The sequence below is a fragment of the Sphingomonas glaciei genome (assembly GCF_023380025.1).
Lineage (GTDB): Bacteria > Pseudomonadota > Alphaproteobacteria > Sphingomonadales > Sphingomonadaceae > Sphingomicrobium > Sphingomicrobium glaciei.
This window is the reverse complement of sequence record NZ_CP097253.1, coordinates 2671258-2686524: the sequence shown is the minus strand read 5'-3', so window position 1 is coordinate 2686524 and position 15267 is coordinate 2671258. Positions and strand designations below refer to the sequence as shown.

The 15267-nt window shown below is 66.8% G+C and carries 18 protein-coding genes; 11 read left to right on the top strand and 7 right to left on the bottom strand.

The window, feature by feature from the left end; genetic code table 11:
- Positions 1 to 119: 119 nt before the first annotated feature.
- Both M1K48_RS13185 and M1K48_RS13180 read right to left on the bottom strand, forming a co-directional pair.
- Positions 120 to 890, bottom strand: coding sequence for an alpha/beta fold hydrolase (locus tag M1K48_RS13185; protein ID WP_249503660.1), 771 nt, complete (start codon positions 888 to 890; stop codon positions 120 to 122).
- Between the two features lie 467 nt (positions 891 to 1357).
- The gene (locus M1K48_RS13180; RefSeq protein WP_249503659.1) at positions 1358 to 2455 is read right to left on the bottom strand and encodes a histidine kinase dimerization/phosphoacceptor domain -containing protein; all 1098 of its coding nucleotides are present in this window, start codon (positions 2453 to 2455) and stop codon (positions 1358 to 1360) included.
- A 489-nt stretch (positions 2456 to 2944) separates the two neighbouring features.
- Here M1K48_RS13180 and rplK point away from each other — a divergent pair, with 489 nt between their 5' ends.
- The 11 genes from rplK to rplL all read left to right on the top strand — a co-directional run bounded on the left by rplK (position 2945) and on the right by rplL (position 11451).
- Positions 2945 to 3376: a 50S ribosomal protein L11 gene (gene rplK, locus M1K48_RS13175; RefSeq protein WP_249503658.1), complete on the top strand. Its 432-nt coding sequence runs from the start codon at positions 2945 to 2947 to the stop codon at positions 3374 to 3376.
- 4 nt (positions 3377 to 3380) lie between these two features.
- Entirely contained in the window at positions 3381 to 4076 is a 696-nt protein-coding gene (gene rplA / locus M1K48_RS13170; RefSeq protein ID WP_249503657.1) for a 50S ribosomal protein L1, read from the top strand.
- Between the two features lie 86 nt (positions 4077 to 4162).
- Complete coding sequence (locus M1K48_RS13165) at positions 4163 to 4423, top strand: hypothetical protein (RefSeq protein ID WP_249503656.1); 261 nt, start codon at positions 4163 to 4165, stop codon at positions 4421 to 4423.
- A 49-nt stretch (positions 4424 to 4472) separates the two neighbouring features.
- On the top strand, positions 4473 to 5654 hold the full coding sequence (locus M1K48_RS13160; RefSeq protein WP_249503655.1) for a BaiN/RdsA family NAD(P)/FAD-dependent oxidoreductase: 1182 nt from the start codon (positions 4473 to 4475) through the stop codon (positions 5652 to 5654).
- A 79-nt stretch (positions 5655 to 5733) separates the two neighbouring features.
- A complete protein-coding gene (locus M1K48_RS13155) occupies positions 5734 to 6237 on the top strand; it encodes a hypothetical protein (RefSeq protein ID WP_249503654.1) in 504 nt (167 codons plus the stop codon).
- A 204-nt stretch (positions 6238 to 6441) separates the two neighbouring features.
- Complete coding sequence (locus tag M1K48_RS13150; protein ID WP_249503653.1) at positions 6442 to 6861, top strand: UrcA family protein; 420 nt, start codon at positions 6442 to 6444, stop codon at positions 6859 to 6861.
- Between the two features lie 271 nt (positions 6862 to 7132).
- On the top strand, positions 7133 to 8146 hold the full coding sequence (gene aroF, locus M1K48_RS13145) for a 3-deoxy-7-phosphoheptulonate synthase (protein WP_249503652.1): 1014 nt from the start codon (positions 7133 to 7135) through the stop codon (positions 8144 to 8146).
- A complete protein-coding gene (locus tag M1K48_RS13140; protein ID WP_249503651.1) occupies positions 8143 to 9642 on the top strand; it encodes a chorismate-binding protein in 1500 nt (499 codons plus the stop codon). Before aroF ends, M1K48_RS13140 begins: the two co-directional genes overlap by 4 nt.
- Positions 9639 to 10211 (top strand): anthranilate synthase component II, encoded by a 573-nt coding sequence (locus tag M1K48_RS13135; RefSeq protein WP_249503650.1) that lies wholly within the window; start codon positions 9639 to 9641, stop codon positions 10209 to 10211. The genes M1K48_RS13140 and M1K48_RS13135 overlap by 4 nt, the downstream gene beginning before the upstream one ends.
- Before the next feature lie 289 nt (positions 10212 to 10500).
- Positions 10501 to 11016, top strand: a complete 516-nt coding sequence (gene rplJ / locus M1K48_RS13130) for a 50S ribosomal protein L10 (RefSeq protein WP_168068134.1) — start codon at positions 10501 to 10503, stop codon at positions 11014 to 11016.
- 63 nt (positions 11017 to 11079) lie between these two features.
- Entirely contained in the window at positions 11080 to 11451 is a 372-nt protein-coding gene (gene rplL / locus M1K48_RS13125; RefSeq protein ID WP_249503649.1) for a 50S ribosomal protein L7/L12, read from the top strand.
- 186 nt (positions 11452 to 11637) lie between these two features.
- Here rplL and M1K48_RS13120 read toward each other — a convergent pair whose 3' ends face one another.
- From M1K48_RS13120 to M1K48_RS13100, 5 genes are all read right to left on the bottom strand, one after another.
- A complete protein-coding gene (locus M1K48_RS13120) occupies positions 11638 to 12432 on the bottom strand; it encodes a hypothetical protein (RefSeq protein WP_249503648.1) in 795 nt (264 codons plus the stop codon).
- The gene (locus M1K48_RS13115; protein ID WP_249503647.1) at positions 12429 to 12659 is read right to left on the bottom strand and encodes a helix-turn-helix domain-containing protein; all 231 of its coding nucleotides are present in this window, start codon (positions 12657 to 12659) and stop codon (positions 12429 to 12431) included. Before M1K48_RS13115 ends, M1K48_RS13120 begins: the two co-directional genes overlap by 4 nt.
- On the bottom strand, positions 12659 to 13165 hold the full coding sequence (locus M1K48_RS13110) for a DUF2975 domain-containing protein (RefSeq protein WP_249503646.1): 507 nt from the start codon (positions 13163 to 13165) through the stop codon (positions 12659 to 12661). Before M1K48_RS13110 ends, M1K48_RS13115 begins: the two co-directional genes overlap by 1 nt.
- Positions 13166 to 13224: 59 nt before the next feature.
- Positions 13225 to 14697 carry a hypothetical protein gene (locus tag M1K48_RS13105; protein ID WP_249503645.1) on the bottom strand — a complete coding sequence of 491 codons (1473 nt, stop codon included), beginning with the start codon at positions 14695 to 14697 and terminating at the stop codon, positions 13225 to 13227.
- Between the two features lie 75 nt (positions 14698 to 14772).
- Positions 14773 to 15114 (bottom strand): hypothetical protein, encoded by a 342-nt coding sequence (locus M1K48_RS13100; protein WP_249503644.1) that lies wholly within the window; start codon positions 15112 to 15114, stop codon positions 14773 to 14775.
- Between the last annotated feature and the right edge of the window lie 153 nt (positions 15115 to 15267).

The window sequence follows — 15267 nt, the reverse complement described above, 5'->3', positions numbered from 1 at the left end:
GCGCGGATGCCTCGGCATCCGAGAGCTAGCGCGAAGAGCCGGCGAATACCGGACGGCCTGCCGCGCAGCGGACAGGACCGACGTCACGAATTCACTACGTGACGTCTATCTTCTGCCCCCTACCCGCACACCTCCGCGATCAGCTTCACGGTCTCGCGCGGCTCGTCCCACAGCGGGAAGTGCCCGCTATGCTCGAACCAGTGGAGCTTGGCGCTCGGGAAGCGCTTCGCAGCCCGTCCGGCCTGGACCGGCAGGCACAGCCGGTCGTGGCGGCCCCAGCCGATCGCCAGCCGCTTGCCGGTGTCGGCAATCCCCTCCTGTCCTGGGCCGTATCCCAGGTCCCTGACCAGCGAGGGCACGGTCGCCGTCTCGGCCAACGCGCGCAGTTCCTCGGCGACGAAGTCCCCGTCGAGATCCCAAGGCCGCGCCGACAGCTGCGCCAGCAGCGCCGAGCGGCTGATGGCATTCCCGGCCAGCGCGGGAAGCGCCGGCTTCAGCCGTTTGACCAGCGCGCGCGAGGCGCTGAGGGTGGTGACCAGGAACTTGCGCTCCCACCCCTCCCAGAAGCCCCCGGGATCGAGCGCCACGACGTTGCCGGCCTTTCCCTGCCGCGCCAGTTCCAGCACCAGCCGCGCCCCCATCGAACTGCCGACCATGTCGACCCCGTTCATGCCGTTCTCGCCGAGCCACGCGGTGACCGAGCGCACCAACCCGTCGAAGGTCCCGCTGTCGGCTTCCGCCGGGCTCGCGCCATGGCCGGGCAGGTCGATCACCATGACTCGCCGGGCCTCGGCCAGCGGGCGCAGGACCGGCTCCCACGCATGCCCGCTGCTGCCCAGCCCGTGCACCAGCAACAGGGGCTTGCCCCGTCCATGATCGACCACTCGCATCTGTAATTCCCTTCACCGGCTCAACCGGCGAGGAGGCCGGTCGGCCCATGCTGTCACAAACTTTGTCCGAGCGGACAGCGAGGTCACGCGCTGCGGTCTTGCCTCTGCGCAAGCAGGACCTGAGGTGGCGGCATAAGCCACCCGTCCGCTAATGCCCGCTTTCGACCCTTAGCGGACGGTCTGCTTACGACCCATCGGGAAGACTCGCTATTGGTGATGGAGCGCGTGGAACGGGGCTGCTTGCTGGCGCGCTAAAGCTGGATGACCAAGGAAACATACAATAAGCCGACGGAAGTCGTGGCAGAGGACGGACGAGTTCTTCTCGACGGACCTGATGGCGTGGACGTGGCGCTGACACCCGAGGCAGCGCTTGAGACCGGTGGACGTCTCATAGACGGAGCGGCCAAAGCGGCTGGTCAACGGCGAGAAGAGAAGATTGACCACCGTCCGAGGTAGGCATTCGTTTGTCACGCACCTGAAAGATGAAAGTCGAGCTGGGTAGAATAGCCTTGCTCATTGTGCGTCACCGCCATCCCTCCCCCGAGCTGGCGAACGGACGCTCCCAGGATTTTCAAGCCCATTCCTTCGCGTCTACTGACCTTGCTTCCTTGAGGTGCGCGCGGCGCAGCATCGTCACTGGACGTCAATCGATACTCAGCGTCTGCGACCCGCTGACCGATCAATTTGATCGTTCCGGAGGATCGCTCGAAGGAATGCTTTGCCGCATTCGCAGCAAGCTCGTTGACGATCGTCGCCACCAAGGATGCTTCACGGGGCGTGACCTCGACGTCCTCGAATCTGCCCTGCACTGATATTTCGCTCGGGAAAGTCGAATTCAGCAGATTGACCACCTGATCGAGATATGGCGCGAGTTTGATCCGTTCTTCATTGCCGGAAAAGCCGAGATGGTCGTGCAGTGCGGCGACGGTCCTGATTTGTCCCTCGACCCGCCCGAGTGAGGCGCGGGTGTCATTGTCATCGGTTGCACTTCGTTCAAGTGAGACGAAGGCGCCTACCGTTTGGAGAGAGTTTTTGACCCGGTGGTCAATCTCGCTGCGAAGCACCTTCTCGTTGGCGATGACTGCCCGCAGATTGAGCTGGGTCATGACCTGCCGGGCAAGAACTTGAAGAGCCTGACGCTGCACTTCGTTCAGGGTTCGCGGCCGATTGTCGAGGACGCATAACGTGCCGATCGGAAATCCGCCCTGCGATTTCAGTAACGCTCCGGCATAGAAACGCAGCCCTGGGTCGGCGAGACACAAGGGATTGTCCGACATGCGGGCATCAGCCAGCGTGTCGGGTATCTCGACGAAGTCATTCTGTAGAATGACATGGGCACACAATGACGTGTCGAGCGGCGTCTCACGGACCCCGAGTCCGGTTTCCGCCTTGAACCATTGGCGGTGTTCGTCGATCAGATTCACGACCGATATCGGCACCTCGCAGATTTGCGCAGCAAGCCGCACAATGTCGTCGAAGTCTGACTCTCGCGGCGTATCGAGGATGTCATAGGCTCGGAGCGCGGCCAGGCGCGCAGGTTCAGAAGGGTGGCGCTGGGCTTTCATGCGCAGTGTCGAGCGGAACCTGGCTGAAAACGCAAGAGGCAGTCAAACGTGAGAGGGCATGCACCATCGCTGCTTGCGGGCGCACAAGGGACAAGCGAACGCTGTCCGGCCGACTAATGGCGAATGTCCACTTTCCACCCAATCCTGGCATTGGCACTCGCGCCTTGAAGAATAGGATTTCGCCTGCTCTACTAACCTTTATGGTTCCTTCCTGCCTCGTCCCCGCTTCACTGTCGCGCGCTCGGGCTCCTGGCGCACCAGGCTCGGGGGTGTGACTTTGTCCAGATTCGAACGCCTCCGGCACCCCGCCACCTGCAACCTTTGTGACCTTGTTCAGGTTCGCGAGCCCTTTCCTCCCGGCGCCGATCCTGCTAGGGGCGCCGCCTTCCAGCATCACTGGAGCCACTGCGGGAGGACATGGCCTCGGCCTGTCCGCTTGAACCGCTAAACTGAAACCGGGCCTTTGCGGGCCCGAGCCAAGAGAGTGACATGGCCAAGAAAATTACCGGCTATATCAAGTTGCAGGTGCCGGCCGGCGCCGCCAATCCTTCGCCTCCGATCGGCCCTGCGCTGGGTCAGCGCGGCGTCAACATCATGGAATTCTGCAAGGCGTTCAATGCGTCGACGCAGGAACTGGAAAAGGGCATGCCGATCCCGACGGTGATCACCGTCTATGCGGATCGCTCCTTCTCCTTCGCCACCAAGACCCCGCCCGCCTCGTTCCTGATCAAGAAGGCCGCTGGCCTCAAGTCGGGTTCGAAGGAGCCGGGCAAGGTCTCCGCGGGCAAGATCAAGCGCAGCCAGCTGTCGGAAATCGCTGAGACCAAGATGAAGGATCTCAACGCCAACGACATCGAGGCCGCGACCAAGATCATCGAAGGCTCCGCCCGCGCGATGGGCCTCGAAGTGGTGGAGGGCTAAGGACATGGCCAAGCTGACCAAGAAGCAGAAGAGCCTGGAGACCGCGGTCGACCGCGAGAAGCTGTACGGCGTCGACGAGGCGATCAGCCTCGCCAAGACGCTTGCCACCGCCAAGTTCGACGAATCGATCGAAGTCGCGCTCAACCTCGGCGTTGATCCGCGTCACGCCGACCAGATGGTCCGCGGCGTGGTCAACCTGCCCAAAGGCACCGGCAAGACCGTCCGCGTGGCGGTGTTCGCCAAGGGCGCCAAGGCCGAGGAAGCCACCAAGGCGGGTGCCGACGTGGTCGGGGCCGAGGACCTGATGGAGCAGATCCAGAACGGCCAGATCGATTTTGAGCGCGTCATCGCCACCCCCGACATGATGGGCCTCGTCGGCCGTCTCGGTAAGGTGCTGGGTCCCAAGGGCCTGATGCCGAACCCGAAGCTCGGCACCGTCACCATGGACGTCACCAAGGCTGTCACCGACGCCAAGGCCGGCCAGATCGAGTTCCGCGTCGAGAAGGCCGGGATCATCCATGCCGGCATCGGCAAGGCCAGCTTCCCGGCCGAGGACCTGCGCGCCAATTATGACGCGTTCGTCGACGCCATCACCAAGGCCAAGCCGGCCGGTGCCAAGGGTAAGTATCTGAAGAAGGCTGCGATCAGCTCTTCGATGGGCCCGGGAATCAAGGTCCAGCTCGAGGAGGGCGTGGCCTAAGCCTCACCCCCTTATCTGCACGATCGAGGGCCGCGGCGGAAACGTCGCGGCCCTTTCTCGTTGGGGGTGCAAAGGAGCCTCGTGCCATGACCGACACCCCTCGCGACGACACCGACCCCCAGCTCGACAGCGAAGAGACCGAATTTAGCAACGACCACCCCCTCGCCTCCCCCAACGAACTGGCCGGCGACGCCATGAGCGGTGTCGAACTGGAATTCGCCGCCCGCGACTTGGCCGAGGCCGAAGCCGGCGCCCTCCCGCTCGACACCGACGCTTCAGGCGCCGCCTCCGGCATGGCGCTCGACGACGAAGGCCAGGAAGACACGCTGCCGCTCGAAGGCAATTAAGCAGCTGCCGCCGTTCGCCTCGAACCCATCGGGATGCTAGCGGCGGCACATGCCTGCTCCGGACACCTATGACGCAATCATCCTCGGTGCTGGCGGCGCCGGGCTGATGTGCGCCGCGGTCGCCGCCGCGCGGGGCCGAAAGGTGCTGGTGATCGACCATGCCTCGGAGCCCGGCCGCAAGATCCTGATCTCGGGCGGCGGGCGGTGCAATTTCACCAATCTCGGCGTCGCGCCCGACCGCTACCTCAGCGCCAACCCCCATTTCGCCCGCTCGGCGCTGGCCCGCTACACCGCGCAGGATTTCCTCGAGCTGGTCGCCAAGCACCGCATCGCCTGGCACGAGAAGACGCTGGGGCAATTGTTCTGCGACGGATCGGCCCGCCAGATCGTCGCCATGCTGCTCGACGAGTGCGCGTCCGGCGGTGCGACGGTCCGCTGCAATGCGCCGATCCATTCGGTCGACCATGCCGACGGCCGGTACCGGGTCGCGGCGGGTAAGATGAAGGCCGAAGCGCCGGCGCTGGTGATCGCCACTGGCGGGCTGTCCATTCCCAAGCTCGGCGCGACCGGCTTCGCCTATGACCTCGCCCGCCGCTTCGGGCTCAAGGTGGTCGAGCCCCGCCCCGCGCTGGTGCCGCTGACGCTGGGCGGGGAGGAAGCGCTGTTCCGTTCGCTGTCGGGCGTCGCCGCGCCAATCGAAGCGCGCTGCGGCGACGCCGCCTTTCGCGAGGCCGCTCTGTTCACCCACAAGGGCATGAGCGGCCCGGCCATCCTGCAGGTGTCGAGCTACTGGCGCCATGGCCAGGCCGTGCTGATCGACTTCCTGCCCGAGGCCGCGCCCGGCTGGCTGCGCGAAGCCAAGCGTCACCGCCCCCGGGTGCGCTTGCCGACGCTGCTGGGCGAGCAATTACCGGCGCGGCTCGCCGACACGCTGGCGGAGCGGATCGGCCTCGCGGTCGAGCTCGGCAATGCTCCCGACCGCAAGCTGGAGGAAGCCGAGCGCCTGCTCGCCGGCTGGTCGTTCGCGCCGAGCGGGACCGAAGGCTTCGCCAAGGCCGAGGTGACCGTGGGCGGGATCAGCACCGCCGACCTGTCGCAGCAGACAATGGAGGCGAGAAAGGTCCCCGGCCTGTTCGCGATCGGCGAGGCGGTCGACGTCACTGGCTGGCTCGGCGGCTACAATTTCCAGTGGGCGTGGGCGTCGGGCGTGGCGGCGGGTCAGGCGCTTTAGCCGCTGCGGCGAATGTGCCCTCCGAGCGTTTCTCCCTCGCGCGCCGGACGATCCGGCATCACCAAGCGGAGGAACGACCATGGACAACAACCCGACCAGCGGCGACCAGGGCGGAAGCACCGGCACCCGCGACGTCACCTACGACCTCACCGCCGTGCTCTACCATGCACTGCAGGGCGTCGAGAATTGCCAGATCTACATGGGCGACGCCGGGGGCAAGCAGGAGCATCGCCAGTTCTTCGAAGGCGCCATGCAGGTCCAGAAGCAACTGGCCGAGCAGGCCAAGCAACTGCTTCACGACTGCCTTATGCAGGAAACCGGGGGCGGCCGTGCCGGCAGTGCGGCGACCGGCGCGATCGGCCAGCAGGGCATGAGCGACGGCACCGATGCGATGGGCGGGGAAATCGCCTCGACCCAGACCCACAGTTTCGAGCAGGCGCGTGACGACGGCAGCGCGTTCCGCTTCGCCAGCGGCCAGACGGAGGGCGGCGCCGACCAGTTCGGCGGAGGCAGCGAACAGGACCGGCAGGACAGCGGCCGTGATCAGCCGACGACCGGCGGCGGCGCCACCAGCAGCTTCTGATTGCTGGATAATCAGGCGGCGGCACGACCCGAAAGTCGGGCTTTTCCGCCGTCTGCCGACAAGTCGAGGTCCAGCGGCGGTCTGCCGCTGCATCGATCATCCCAGCCGCGGCGTAGAAGCGGACGGGCGATGATCCCGGACCCGGTTTAATCCCAGAATCGGCCACACGATATGGTTTCGTGTGGCCGGTCCAAGGGGATTGAAATGACCAGTCGATTGCAAAGTAGCGGCATCGCCGCCTTGTCCTTTACCCTGTCCGCCGGCATCCTGGCGCTGGCGCTGACGCCCGCGGTGGCGCACGCCGCGATCACCGATGCCGAACCCGTCGAATTGACCGCCACCGCCGACCGCGACGTGCAAACCCGCCGGGTCGACGCCAGCGACGTCGACTTCACCAATGCGGCCGACCTCAAGCGCCTGAAATCGCGCATCGATCGCGCCGTCTTTGACGTTTGCCGCGATCCGGGCAACGACCGCCGTCTGATCGCCGACGGACGCTGCCACTACGATGCTCGGCGGTCGGCCAATGAGCAGGTCGCCGCGCTACGAGCCTCCGCCACCCTGCTTGCCGCTGCCGGCAGCGTGAAGGGCGCCCGCACGATCACCCTTGTCGCCTCGCGGTGAGGGCGTCAGCGGGACGGCGCGCGTGAACACCCGTGCGCCGTCCCTCCGTGCCGGCTTGACCTGTTAGATAGTTTGCGCTCTTTAACGGCCATGCTTCGCCCCGCCGCCCAACTTGTCTTCGCTGCCCGCTGGTGGCGCTGGAACGATGAAGGCGGCGTGCCGATCGAGCGCTAGCAGGGCTTTTCATCTGCCCTAGCGCTTGCCGACCCGCCCTCATCCGGCGGGTTTTTTATTGTCCTGCCGGCTCCTCCTCCCACCGTCAGGAACTGCCATGATCATCGTATTGAAGCCCGAAGCCCCCGCCGACTCCGCCGAGCGCCTGCTCAGGAAGATCGAGGACGCGGGCCTGAAGCCGCTCCACATGCCCGGTGCCGAGCGGGTGGTGCTCGGTGCGCTGGGCGACGAACGGGTGCTCGCCGAACTGGCGCTCGAAGGCGATCCCGCGGTGGAAAGCGTCAAGCCGATCCTCGCGCCCTACAAGCTCGTCAGCCGCGAACTGCAGGCGCACGATACCGTGGTCGACGTCGGCGGGGTGAGCATCGGCGGAGACCGGCTGGCGGTGATCGCGGGCCCGTGCGCGGTGGAAAGCCCCGACCAGCTGCACGAGACCGCCGCAGCCGTGAAGGCCGCCGGCGCGACCCTGCTGCGCGCCGGTGCCTACAAGCCGCGCACCAGCCCCTATGGCTTTGCCGGGCACGGGATCGAGGGCCTCAAGGTGCTGCGCGAAGTGGGCGATGACCTCGGCCTGCCGATCGTCACCGAGGTGATGGATACCGCCGACGTCGCCCATGTCGCCGAAGCCGCCGACTGCCTTCAGATCGGCGCCCGCAACATGCAGAATTACGCGCTCCTGCGCGCGGTCGGCGCCGCCGGACGGCCGGTGCTGCTGAAGCGCGGCCTTTCCGCCACCATCCAGGAATGGCTGCTCGCCGCCGAATATCTGATGGCCGCCGGCAATCCCAATGTCATCCTGTGCGAGCGCGGCATCCGCACCTTCGAACCGGCGACCCGCAACACGCTCGACCTCAACGCCGTGCCCTACGTCAAAGGCAAGACCCACCTGCCGATCGTGGTCGACCCCAGCCACGGCACGGGGGCGCGCGACCTGGTCCCGGCGATGAGCCTGGCAGCGGTCGCGGCCGGCGCCGACGGCCTGATGATCGAGGTCCACCGCGATCCCGCCAAGGCGTGGAGCGACGGCGCCCAGTCGCTCTACCCTGCGCAGTTCGAGCAATTGATGGGATCGATCGGCGCAGTCGCGGCGGCGGTCGGCCGCCAGCTGTGAAGGTCGAAGCGCAGGTTCTCGCACGGCGCCTGCCCGCCGGCCTCGACCCCCTCGCCGCCTATCGCGCACTCGGCGGCGGAGAGGCAGGAACCGGCCTGTTCGAGGCGCCCGACGGCCAGCGACTGATCATGGGCCGGGCCTGCGTACGGGCCGAGGCGCGGGAGGGGCACGTGGTGCTGGACGCCCTCAACGCCAACGGCGAGGCGCTGCTTGCGGCCTATCAGGCACCGTGGGTGAGCGAACGCCGGGTCGACCGGCTGGTGCTGACCTTCGCCCGGCCTACCAGCGAGGACGCCGCCGAACGCCTGCTCGGGGCCCAGCCGCTGCATGCCCTGCGCGCGCTCCTCGATGCCGCCGCGGCCCCGCGTGGGGAGCCCTTCGGCAGCCTACTGCTGGGGGTGGCCGGGTTCGATCTGGCGGCGTGGGGCGAGGACATGCCCGCGGCCCCGCCTGCCGAGGTCCCCGACTTCGTCTTCTTCGTGCCCGACACGCTGCTGACCATCGCCCCGGGCGGCGCCGCGCGCCTGCTGTGCACCGCCTTCGGTCCGGACGAGCGGCACGTGAACGACGCCGCCCGGCGGCTGGAGGAGGGGTTGGCGGCGCTTGCGAGCCCGCCGGTCGAGCAGCGGCCTGCTCCAACGATTGCGCTGCCCGCCGGGGCTGCCGCTGCGTTCCCGCCTGACCTGTCCGACCCCGATTTCATCGCCCTCGTCGCCCGCCTCAAGCAAGAGATCGCCGCCGGCGAAGTCTACCAGATCGTGCCCAGCCGCACCTTCACCGGCCCCTGTCCCGACCCCCTCGCCGCCTATGCCCGGCTGCGGCAGGCGGAGCCGGCGAGCTACCGTTTTTTTCTGGTCGACGACGGCTGGACCTTGCTCGGCGCCAGCCCGGAAACCAGCGTCCGCCTGTCGCCGGGAGGTCCGAGCGGTCGCACGGTTGAGGTCAAGCCGATCGCGGGCACTCGCCCCCGCGGCGCCAGCCCCGATGCCGACGACCGAATGGAGGCGGAGATGCGCCTCGACGGCAAGGAACTGGCCGAGCACATGATGCTGGTCGACCTTGCCCGCAACGACATCGCCCGAGTCTCGCTTCCGGGCACGCGGCGGGTGGCGAAGCTGTTGACGGTCGAGCGCTTCGCCCGCGTCATGCACCTCGTCTCCTCGGTCACCGGGACGCTTCGCCCGGGTCTCGACGCCTTCGACGCTCTGGCCGCCTGCCTCAACGTCGGCACCCTGGTCGGCGCGCCCAAGATCCGCGCCATGCAATTGCTCCGCGCCGCAGAAGTCAGGCGCCGTGGCCCTTATGGCGGAGCTATCGGGTGGATCGGGGGGGATGGACGAATGGATACGGCGGTGGTGATCCGCTCGGCCCTGGTTCGCGACGGCGTCGCCGAGGTGCGCTCGGGCGCAGGCGTGGTCCACGACAGCGTGCCGCAGGCCGAAGCCGACGAGACCCGCGCCAAGGCCTCGGCGCTGCTGGGAGTGCTCGGCGCATGAAGCCCGTCCTGCTGATCGACAACCTCGACAGTTTCACCTTCAACTTGGTCGAGAGCCTCGAGCGGATCGGGGCCGAGGTCTTGGTCCGCCGCAACAGCATCGCCGCCGCGACCGCGCTGGCCGAAGCCGAAGCGCGGGGCGCGCTGCTGATGATTTCGCCCGGCCCCGGTACCCCGCAGAGCTCCGGCTGCTGCCTCGAGCTGATCGCGCTAGCCAAGGGCCGCGTGCCGCTACTTGGCATCTGCCTTGGCCACCAGGCGATCGTCGAGGAAGCCGGGGGCACCGTGACCCGCGCGCCCGAACCCGTCCACGGCAAGTCGATGCTGCTGGAGCACGACGGCGCCGGCCCGTTCGCGAGCTTGTCCAGCCCGGTCCGGGTCGCCCGCTACCACAGCCTGTGCACCCGCGACCTGCCGGATCGCTTCACGGTCCATGCCGAGGTCGACGGCATGGCGATGGCGTTCAGCGACGCGGGCGCGCTCCAGGCCGGACTTCAATTCCACCCGGAAAGCATCCTCACCACCCATGGCGATGCCATGCTGGCCAACCTGATCGCGATGTTCGGCTGACCCGCGCGGGTTGATCGCGCCGCGCTTTCTGCTATTGGCCCGCTCGTCCCCGGCTTGCCGGGGCGCCGTCCGAGACAGTTGGTGCCTCTTGCAGGCTTAATTTCCAGCCGAGACGGGGAAGAGAGTTTCTCGCGGGGAGCCAAGGCTTTTCGCGTTGTCGTGCGGAGACCCCGCACGCGCCTCCCAGCCCCACGGACATGAGCTCCTGCCAAGGCCTTGCGCCCTGGCGGGTCATGAAGCCGGTCGCCGGTGCCTTAGGGTATCCAGCGGCCATTTGTTTGGAGTTGGCATGGATCGCAACGAAAAGGCGGATCTGGTTGCCGAACTGAAGCAGGTCCTGACCGAGACCAGCGTGGTGGTTGTCACCCGCAATCTCGGTCTGACGGTGGCCCAGTCCACCGATCTTCGCCTGCGGATGCGCGACGCCGGAGCCCAGTTCAAGGTTGCGAAGAACCGCCTCGCCCTTATCGCGCTCGATGGCACCCGCTATCAGCCGATCGGCGAGCTGCTCAAGGGCCCGACGGCCCTCGCCACGTCCATCGACCCGGTCGCCGCCGCCAAGGTTGCGATCGATTTCGCCAAGACCACCGACAAGTTCGAGGTTCTTGGGGGAGCGATGGGTGACACCGTCCTCGACCTCAATGGGGTCAAGGCGCTGGCCGAGCTGCCGAGCCTCGACGAACTTCGCGCGACCCTCATCGGCACCATCATGGCGCCGGCGAGCAAGATCGCCCGGACCGTCGCAGAGCCGGGCGCGATGCTCGCACGGGTGTTCGGCGCCTATGCGGCGCAGGAAGCCGCCTGAGGTTCTTCGTTTTTCTTTCGCACGACAAATCAGGGGCCGCTGAGCCCCGCCAAGGAGTAAGAAATGGCTGACATCAACAACATCGTCGACCAGCTGTCGGCGCTCACCGTCCTCGAGGCCGCCGAGCTGGCCAAGGCCCTCGAAGAGAAGTGGGGCGTTTCGGCCGCCGCTGCCGTCGCCGCTCCGGCTGCTGCCGCCGCTGCCGGCCCGGCCGTCGAAGAGAAGACCGAGTTCGACGTGATCCTCACCGGCGACGGTGGCAAGAAGATCAACGTCATCAAGGAAGTCCGCGTGATCACCGGCCTGGGCCTCGGCGAAGCCAAGGCGCTGGTCGAAGGCGCTCCGAAGGCCCTCAAGGAAGGCGTCAACAAGGACGAAGCCGAGAAGATCAAGAAGCAGATCGAGGAAGCCGGCGGAACCGTCGAGCTCAAGTAAGCTTCACAATCAGTTTCGCCGGTGTCTTGAAGCGCCGGTGATTGGGAAGGGCGGCTCCGCAAGGGGTCGCCCTTTTCCGTTTGCGATGGCCGGAGGTGACCGCCCCCGACGGTCCAGCGTTTCCGCCCATCTTGAAGCGCGCGTAGACGGAAGGGGCGGCCTCGCAAGAGGTCGCCCGTTCGTGCGTCATGCGACTGCCGCGGACCCGATTGGCTCCATGCTGGCTGATCGCATCAGGTCCACGCCCCTCCGCTTTGCAGCAGCTCGGGCCGCCACCGCGTTAGCGGCGAACATGGTGAGGGCGAGGAAGCCGACTACCAGGCTGTCGAAGACCATGAGGGCCCAGACCAGTGGCTCGGGCCGCCCGATCGCGAACAGCCCGGCATAATGGAGCGCCATCAACGGCACCACGCCGGCGATGATAAGCGCCACCGTGCGCCAGAAGCTGCCGCTCATGATGCGGATCGACGCCAGCGGCCCGACCGCGGCATTGCCCTGCGACAAGGCGACCAGCCAGGCGGTGAGATAGATGCCGGCAACGGTCTGTACCAGGGTCGATACCATCTTGGCGATCGACTCCGCCCGCCCCTCGAGACCGATTATCTGCCCAAGCGGGGGCCCAAACAGCGCCAGCCACTGGAGCCCCATGACCAGCGGCACGAATAGCAGGGCCCACAGCATCACTGCCTTGGGATCGAGCCGGCGCGCGTAGGCCGCGTCACGGCCACTCACTACGTAGCGGTATATCCAGTAGCTTGGCAGCGAGATGGCGAGTGTCTTCCAGTAGCCGAACAGCATCCGCGAGGAGTCATTCTCGGCCAGGCGCGCCGCTTCCATCGAGCGGTACAGCCCGCTCTGGATCTCCACCACGTGCTGGGCGAGTTCGAACAGGACTGGGATCAGGAACAGGAGAGGGCAAGCGAAGGCGAAGGCCCAAGCGCTGCCATAGATGTCGCGTACGTCGCGCCACAGGTTGGTCATTGGTCTTCCCCTTCGTCGTCGGCGCCAGCTTCCCAGCGCAGGATGTCGCCCGGCTGGCAGCCCAGCTCGCGGCAAATGGCGGACAGGGTCGAAAAGCGGATCGCCTTTGCCTTGCCGGTCTTGAGTACGTTGAGGTTGGGCGCGGTGATGCCGATCCGCGTCGCCAGCTCCGCCTGGGTCATGCGCTGCCGTGCCAGCAGCGCGTCGAGGTCGATGCGGATCGGCATCAGATGGTCAGTTCGGCTTCGTCGCGCAGGCGGCTGCCTTCGCGGAACACGCGGGCTAGGACGAAGACCAACAGGACCGCGACCCAGCCGGTGATTCCTGGCGACCAGCCCGATGTACGCTCGCCCGCGACCGTATCGAAGGTGGTCGCGGCGAACCCGAAGCCGAGGTCGCAAAACTGGATCGCCAGCAGGCACCAGGCCACGAGCCGCAGGCGCTCGGCATTGGCGGGGGCGAAGGGCTCACCATCGCGCACAGTCTGAAGGATGGCCTGCAACCGGCGCAGCAGGATGTGGGCGAACAGCATGACCGGCGCGACGATCGCGAGGATCCAGCGCGCGCTCAGCAGCAGAAGGTCTAGGTCACGCCCCGGGTTGAGTCGGCCCAGCGTTTCAAGAAACTTGGGTTCCGCGACGAACGAGTAACCAAGCACCGCCAGCAACGGCACTCCAACCAGCACATTGAGGATGAGCAGCGCGCTCACCACCCACCGAGAGAAAGACAGCATGTCACGACTCCTTACCGAGTATCGGTAAGTTGTCTTATCGTTTTTCAATAAGCAAGCGCTCAGTTGGTGCGGATAAAAATTGTCGCATGCTTGTCCTCGGCGAACTTGCGCCAGCCAGGCTCGCGTTCGAGCTTGCGCTTCAGCCCATCGTCGAACTCCACCACCGCCCAGCGGATGCCGTAGCGCGCGACGTCCTCGCGAAACTTGACGATGTCGCCGCGATTGATGGCGCGCGAGCGGAAGGTGAAGTCGTCGCCGTACATGTCGGCGCGGCCGTCGATGTACGGTCGGATGCCGAGCATCACCAGCGGTCCGCCCTGGCTATATTCGTTGTAGACCGGCTGGCGGCGGATCTCGTCCGGCACCTTGGCAAGCAAGCTCAGCGGGTAGCTGCTATGTTCCTTGAATTGGTAGGGGATCGCGACCCGCAACGCGACCAGCAGCGCCACCGCCGGCCAGAACCAGCGCACGGGGGTCAGATGAGGGCGCGATGCCGCACGGGGGTCGAGCAACGGCAGTACCACCAGCAGTCCGACGATCGCGAATAGCATCTGGTGGCGGGCATGGGTTATCGCCATCGCCGACAGGCCGACCAGTAGAAGCAGGCGCAGCGGCGGGATGGTCCGCCAGCGCGCGACGACCAGCACTGCAAGGCCGGCCAGGCAGATGAAGAACAATTTGTCGGCAAGCGGGACGGAGCGGCGCCATTCGCTGATTACCGACAGCGCCTTCATGCCGCTGACTTGGAAGGGATAAAGGAAGTCGCTCGGGCCGAATGGCGTGACCAGCGCGGCGGCGGCCAGCGAGGCGAGGCCGAACGCCACCCAGCGGCCGAGCAGCCCGCGATCGCGCGGATTCTCGATCAGCGATTCGAGCGCGAACAGCCCGGCGAGGCCGAAGCCGAAGATATAGCTGGCATGAAGATTGGCCCACACCACCATCAGCAGTGCGGCGGCGAGCGGGGGTGCGCGACGCCCTTCGCGGGCGCGCAGCAGGATCACGGTCCAGGCCGCCAGCAAGGTCCATGCGAGCACGTGCGGCCGGGCCAGGGCAAAGGTAAACAGCAGGCTTGCGGCGATGCTGACCGCGACCACTGCCCAGCGCGCAGACAAGTTGCGGAAGGCTTCGCGCGCGAGCAGGTGGAAGGTGGTCCCCACCGACAGGGCGAACAGCGCCGCCAGCCCGCCCCATCCGGCCAGCCGGAAGGCGCCGGTCATCACGATCTCGGCCAGCCATTCGTGCGCGGTCCAGGCCTTGCCCGGCATCGTGTGGCTGAACGGATCGGTGGTCGGGACCGCCCCGTTGGCGAGGATCCATTTCCCGGCGCCAAGGTGCCAGCCGGTGTCCCCGTCCATGTAGATCTGGAGCTTGAAGGCGATCAGCCCGGCAAGCAGCAACGGCAGGGCTGCCTGGATGGCAGGGCCGTAGGTGTCGAGCCTGTCGGGCGCGAGGAGGTCGGTTCGCTGCGGCTTCGCGGCAAAGGCGGATCGCGCCCTCCCCCACCAGTTGCCCGCCGGCTCCGCACTCATCATCCGCTTCCCGCCCCACTGCCCGTGCCTGCCTCAGGCTTGCAGGATAGGTCCTAGCGGGCGAGCGTCACAAGATGGTTAACGCTGCCCCTCGGCCGGCGGACTTGCCGCGGTGTCGGGCGCGCTGGTGCCGTCCTTGCGATTGGGGCTGGCGACGGTGTTGGGCTGGGCCTGGACCGAGGGCGGCGCCACCTGCCCGCGGTCGGCGGCGCTGGGTTCGTTGGCGAAGGTCGCAGCCTCGCCCCCGATCGCTAGCGCATTTTGCGGATCGACCCCGCGCGCGGTCGCATTCTCGACCGCTGCCGCCGCTGCCGGGTCCATCTGTTCGGTCGCGTTGAGGATATTCTTGTCAGGATCGTTCGCCCCCGAACCGCAGGCGGCAAGCAGGACAAAGGCGGGAGAGACGAGCAACAGGCGCATGGACGACCCCTCGTAAGCAGGCGGGAAAAGCGTTGCTTCCCCAATGCCTGCCGCACGGCTTTGGTTGCTTTGCCCTCTTGCGAAGGCCGCGCACGAGGCTATATGCAGTCTTCATCCGACAAACATACCGGCTCCGCCGCACGTCAACCCGTG

Coding starts and splice junctions, on each gene's coding strand:
- aroF (WP_249503652.1), top strand. CDS start 7,133: ATGATCATCGTATTGAAGCCCGAAGCCCCCGCCGACTCCGCCGAGCGC.
- M1K48_RS13185 (WP_249503660.1), bottom strand. CDS start 890: ATGCGAGTGGTCGATCATGGACGGGGCAAGCCCCTGTTGCTGGTGCAC.
- M1K48_RS13135 (WP_249503650.1), top strand. CDS start 9,639: ATGAAGCCCGTCCTGCTGATCGACAACCTCGACAGTTTCACCTTCAAC.
- M1K48_RS13165 (WP_249503656.1), top strand. CDS start 4,163: ATGACCGACACCCCTCGCGACGACACCGACCCCCAGCTCGACAGCGAA.
- M1K48_RS13180 (WP_249503659.1), bottom strand. CDS start 2,455: ATGAAAGCCCAGCGCCACCCTTCTGAACCTGCGCGCCTGGCCGCGCTC.
- M1K48_RS13155 (WP_249503654.1), top strand. CDS start 5,734: ATGGACAACAACCCGACCAGCGGCGACCAGGGCGGAAGCACCGGCACC.
- M1K48_RS13120 (WP_249503648.1), bottom strand. CDS start 12,432: ATGACCAACCTGTGGCGCGACGTACGCGACATCTATGGCAGCGCTTGG.
- M1K48_RS13160 (WP_249503655.1), top strand. CDS start 4,473: ATGCCTGCTCCGGACACCTATGACGCAATCATCCTCGGTGCTGGCGGC.
- M1K48_RS13115 (WP_249503647.1), bottom strand. CDS start 12,659: ATGCCGATCCGCATCGACCTCGACGCGCTGCTGGCACGGCAGCGCATG.
- M1K48_RS13110 (WP_249503646.1), bottom strand. CDS start 13,165: ATGCTGTCTTTCTCTCGGTGGGTGGTGAGCGCGCTGCTCATCCTCAAT.
- rplK (WP_249503658.1), top strand. CDS start 2,945: ATGGCCAAGAAAATTACCGGCTATATCAAGTTGCAGGTGCCGGCCGGC.
- M1K48_RS13100 (WP_249503644.1), bottom strand. CDS start 15,114: ATGCGCCTGTTGCTCGTCTCTCCCGCCTTTGTCCTGCTTGCCGCCTGC.
- M1K48_RS13150 (WP_249503653.1), top strand. CDS start 6,442: ATGACCAGTCGATTGCAAAGTAGCGGCATCGCCGCCTTGTCCTTTACC.
- rplA (WP_249503657.1), top strand. CDS start 3,381: ATGGCCAAGCTGACCAAGAAGCAGAAGAGCCTGGAGACCGCGGTCGAC.
- rplL (WP_249503649.1), top strand. CDS start 11,080: ATGGCTGACATCAACAACATCGTCGACCAGCTGTCGGCGCTCACCGTC.
- M1K48_RS13105 (WP_249503645.1), bottom strand. CDS start 14,697: ATGATGAGTGCGGAGCCGGCGGGCAACTGGTGGGGGAGGGCGCGATCC.
- rplJ (WP_168068134.1), top strand. CDS start 10,501: ATGGATCGCAACGAAAAGGCGGATCTGGTTGCCGAACTGAAGCAGGTC.